This window comes from Candidatus Schekmanbacteria bacterium (assembly GCA_003695725.1).
Lineage (GTDB): Bacteria > Schekmanbacteria > GWA2-38-11 > GWA2-38-11 > J061 > J061.
In genome coordinates, this window is the sequence record RFHX01000247.1 from 1 (window position 1) to 4,526 (window position 4,526).

The window sequence follows — 4,526 nt, forward strand, 5'->3', positions numbered from 1 at the left end:
GTAATGAGATAATCAAGAAATTTGAGGATTATGATGGTAACTATCAGAATTTGGAATCATCGTCTCAATTTGAAGAAAGAAAACTAAAAGAAATCATTTTGAAAAAAAGAAATGGAGAAACAATTGATGTGATTGCAACAACTTCTATTATGTCGACTGATGAATCGAAGTTTTATATCTCCTATATAAACCATGATAATTCCAATATAAATATTGTAGGTGAGAATCCGGAATCTGTTGCCGGCTCATCTTTTACAGATAAAATTATTGAATCGTGCGTTGACGGTGTTGTCATAACAGATGCTAAAGGAAGCATAATTCAAGTCAACAGCTCTGCAGAAAAGATTTTTGGTTATACCATTAAAGAGCTTCTTGGAAAAAGAGTTATGGACTTTATCCCACCTGAAGAAAAATATTTTATAGAAGGGACAAAAATGGTTGAGCAATTGATGACTGATGGCGCAGTGACGCCTTTTGAGTCTGCTGTGGTTAATAAAAGTACGGAGATAGTCCCTGTGGAATGGACGATGAGCTATTTCTATGATGAAAGGGGAAATATTGCGGGAAGTATAGGGATATGCCGTGATTTGAGGGAAAGAAAGATGCTGGAGTACCAAGTATTGCAGTCGAATAAACTTGCTGCATTGGGCCAGCTTGCAGCAGGCATTGCTCATGAAATTAACAATCCTCTTGCGGGAATTGTTGGTTATACTCAGTTCATAATAAAAAAGATGAAGGAAAAAAGCGAGGAAGGATTAACGCCTGACGAGATAAACAATTTTGTTGAAAAGCTTGAAAAGATAGAGCGGGAAGCTCATAAGAGTAAACATATCATTCAAAACCTTCTTAAATTTTCAAGAGGAAATGATGTCTATAGAATGGATGCCGTCAATTTGAATGAAATAATGGAAAATGCATTGGATGTAGTTGGGAATAACATATTGCTAAACAATATTATAATTGAGAAAGATTTAAGTGAAGATACTTCTCCAATCAGAGGCAATACTTTTCAACTTGAACAAGTTTTTACCAATCTCATTATAAATGCCTGTCAGGCAATGCCTGATGGCGGCACACTAACCTTAATGACTGGTGATGTTCCAAATAAAAAAGGAAGTCCAGAATATGTTTATGCAGTGGTTGCTGATACTGGTGAGGGAATCGAGAAGGGGTATCTTACAAGGATTTTTGATCCATTCTTTACCACCAAACGTCCAGGCGCCGGCACAGGGCTTGGGTTGTCAGTCAGCTATGGGATAATTAGGCAGCATCAGGGAGAAATAGAGGTTTCAAGCGAGAAGGGCTGCGGCACAGTTTTCTTTCTTTACTTTCCTGTATTCAAAGAGGAATAAGCACCTTTTTCTATTTAATCCACCTATTGAGAAAATAAACCCAAAAAATAATCCCTTTGAAATTTTCATCTTTTTTAAAAAAAATGTTGACAATTTACGTTAACGTTATATTTTATAGAAAAAGGAGGTAAAGATGAAAATAGGTGAAATTGCACGAAAAGCAAATACTACTATCCGGACACTTAGATATTATGAAGAAGAAGGCATTCTAACACCTTCGGGGAGGACGGCTGGAGGTGTGCGCTGTTATAATGATGATGATTTGAAGAAACTTATGGCAATACAGATGTTGAAAAAACTCAATATGAGTCTTGCTGAAATAAAGAATCTGATAAATGCAAGAAAAGAAAATAAGATAGGCGGCAAGGCCGCAAAGAAGATTTTTAAAAAACTTCAAGATAAAATTGTTGAAGTTGATAATGAAATAAAGAGATTTAGAATGATTAAACAGGAGCTTGAAAGGACAAAAAAATTGGTTGAAGAATGTATAAATTGTGAAAATGAGATTGACCCTGAGCAGTGTGGAGACTGCAACTATAAAGAGGAGAGAAGAAAAAAGTCGAATTTGTATGCATCTTTTTACAATTAAGTAAATTTTTTTTCATAAAAAATTTACGTTTACGTAATAGGTTATTAGTTGAAAAAGTTTAATGGAAACTTAAATTAAAGTAGGGTGATAAAATGGAATATAAAGAATTTATTGATTTAGAAAAAGATAGTTTTTCCTTCGATGAAAAATTACTTAATGAAAAAAAATCGAAACGGAAAAAGGGATTAGATCGCATTTTTGATGACGTAAATGATAAAAAAACTATTGATGCTGTTAGCCGTGATATAAATATTCTCGATGCCTATTATGATGACATAAAAAGTAATGCTTATCTTTCCAGAGAAGAGGAGATAGAAAGCTTTAAAGAGCTGGAAAAATTGAGGTCCCAAATCACATCAATTGTCATCAACTGTGAATTTTCCTTTGCTGAGATTTTAGATTTTTCTCGTCGCATAAATAATAGAGAGATGAAGATAAAAGAAATTCTCGATGTAAGCCCCTTCGATGAGATGTATCTTGCTGATGTATCGGCAAAGACGGAGATGTTTCTTGGCGTAGCGGCAATGATTGAAAAGTCTGAGAAGAAGCTTCTTTCTGCAATTGAAAAAATCAAATCGGTTGAAAAAGATTCAAGAAGCTATAAACTTCTTTTGGCAAATATAAAAAGATATCACAAAGATATAGTAAACCATCTTGCAAAGATTCCTTTTAATTTTTCTCAAATTGAAAAAATGGCTCAAGATATTTCTGATATGTCATCTATAATTCTCAGGTCAAAAAAAAGACTTAAAGAGAAGCTTATTGATAAATTTTCTATGCCCAAGGAAAAAGCAGAAAAGATTTCTTTGTATGCCTCTTTCATTGATAAGGAGACATTAAAAAAGAATGTTCAAAAATTGAGAAGCGGCCTGTCTTCTTACAGGAAACTCAAAAAGAAGATTGTGGAAGCGAATTTGAGGTTTGTAGTTAGCATTTCAAAAAAATTTCAAAACAGAGGATTACAGCTTCTTGACCTTGTGCAGGAAGGAAACATTGGATTGATTACTGCAATTGACAAATATGATTATAGAAGAGGCATAAAGTTTTGCAGTTATGCCCACTGGTGGATACAGCAAACCATAATGAAAGCAATTATGGCGCAGGGGAAGACCATAAGAATTCCTGTTCATATTGTTGATAAAATTAGAAAACTTAAATGGGCATTCAGGACAATGTCCCAAGACCTTGAAAGAGAGCCATCAATAAATGAAATGGCAGAAAAGGTTGGTATGGAATCCGACTTTATCCGGAAAGTTTTAAAAATTCAAAAGGAGCCTGTTTCTTTGGATGAAACCATTGAAGATGATGACAATGAGACTTCTCTGGTGAATCTGGTTGAAAACCCTGATGCAGAAATTCCGGAAGTTGAGGCATCGAAAAGTGTTTTAAAAGAAAGATTGAGAAAAGCCCTTAAATCGCTTTCACCAAGAGAAGAGAGAATAATAAGAATGCGTTATGGGATTGATTTCGGCGTTAATCATACCCTTGAAGAAATAGGAGAAGACTTTAATCTTTCGAGAGAAAGAATTCGTCAGATAGAAGAGGAGGCCTTGAGAAAGCTGAGAAAGAACGGACAGATGAAAGAATTGAAGCTTTTTTTCAATGATTGATTACTTTCTGAGATTTTGATTCCTGTCTTGACCGACTCCCGAATAAAATTGTATCTTATTCGGGAGTTTTTTTTTAATAATGTCTTAAATTTTTGGAGAAATTTGAAAAATGAAGATTAAAACCGTTGTAAATGGAAGTTCTATTGAAGAATCGCCTTTGACTGTGATTTTTGTCTCTGAACGAAAAAAAATTATTACAGGTCTTCTGAAGAAGATAGATGTAGAGTCAGGAAAAAGATTATCCAAAATCATAAGCGAAGAAGAATTTAATGGAAAAAGAGGAGACTCTCTCCTTTTTAATATTTCTTTGAAAAAAGAAGATAGAAAGATTCTTTTAGTTGGTCTTGGAGAAGAAAACAAAATTGAAATTGATACATTTAGAAGAGCAGCGGGAATTACATATTCTAAAGCATCAGAGAGAAAAGTAAAAGAAGCTGCCTTGATTATTCTGCCCGAGCTGTCAAAATTAATCAATCCCTATCAAATTGGTAAAGCAATAGCAGAAGGATTTTATCTTTCCTCCTTTGAATTCAATCTTCAATCAAAGAAGGAAGATAAGAAAAAACTTGATTCGATAACAATTTGTGTTGATACGGATGATTTAAAAAAGAAAGTTAAGGCTGGTGTCAGCGATGGGCAAAAGATATGCGAAGAGGTAAATTATATTCGTGAAATGGTGGCAATGCCTGCCAATATGATGACACCATCCACAGTAGCAAAAAAGGCAAAGGAAATTGCACGGCGTACAGGATTGAAGTGCAAAATCATATCCTCAAAAGAAGCCGAAAAGTTGGGAATGCATTCTTTCATTTCCGTTACAAAAGGAAGTAGAGAAGAGGCAAAACTCATAGTCCTCGAGTATATACCGCCTTCAAGAAGTAAATCACCTTGTATCGTGCTTATAGGGAAAGGTATTACCTTCGACAGCGGAGGAATTTCCCTTAAACCATCTAAAGGAATGCATCAAATGAAATA

Annotated in this window: 4 protein-coding genes; all 4 read left to right on the top strand. The window is 34.5% G+C overall.

All coding sequences use genetic code 11. The annotated features are described in order from the left end of the window. Nucleotides 1-1,352: PAS domain S-box protein (locus tag D6734_09585; protein RMF93638.1), on the top strand; the 1,352-nt coding region annotated here is incomplete at its 5' end. Nucleotides 1,353-1,485: 133 nt separating this feature from the next. Continuing rightward, on the top strand, nucleotides 1,486-1,941 hold the full coding sequence (locus D6734_09590; protein ID RMF93639.1) for a MerR family transcriptional regulator: 456 nt from the start codon (nucleotides 1,486-1,488) through the stop codon (nucleotides 1,939-1,941). A 92-nt stretch (nucleotides 1,942-2,033) separates the two neighbouring features. Continuing rightward, nucleotides 2,034-3,551 carry a sigma-70 family RNA polymerase sigma factor gene (locus D6734_09595; protein RMF93640.1) on the top strand — a complete coding sequence of 506 codons (1,518 nt, stop codon included), beginning with the start codon at nucleotides 2,034-2,036 and terminating at the stop codon, nucleotides 3,549-3,551. Nucleotides 3,552-3,660: 109 nt separating this feature from the next. Beyond that, a partial coding sequence (locus tag D6734_09600; GenBank protein RMF93641.1) for a hypothetical protein occupies nucleotides 3,661-4,526 on the top strand: 866 nt, incomplete at its 3' end.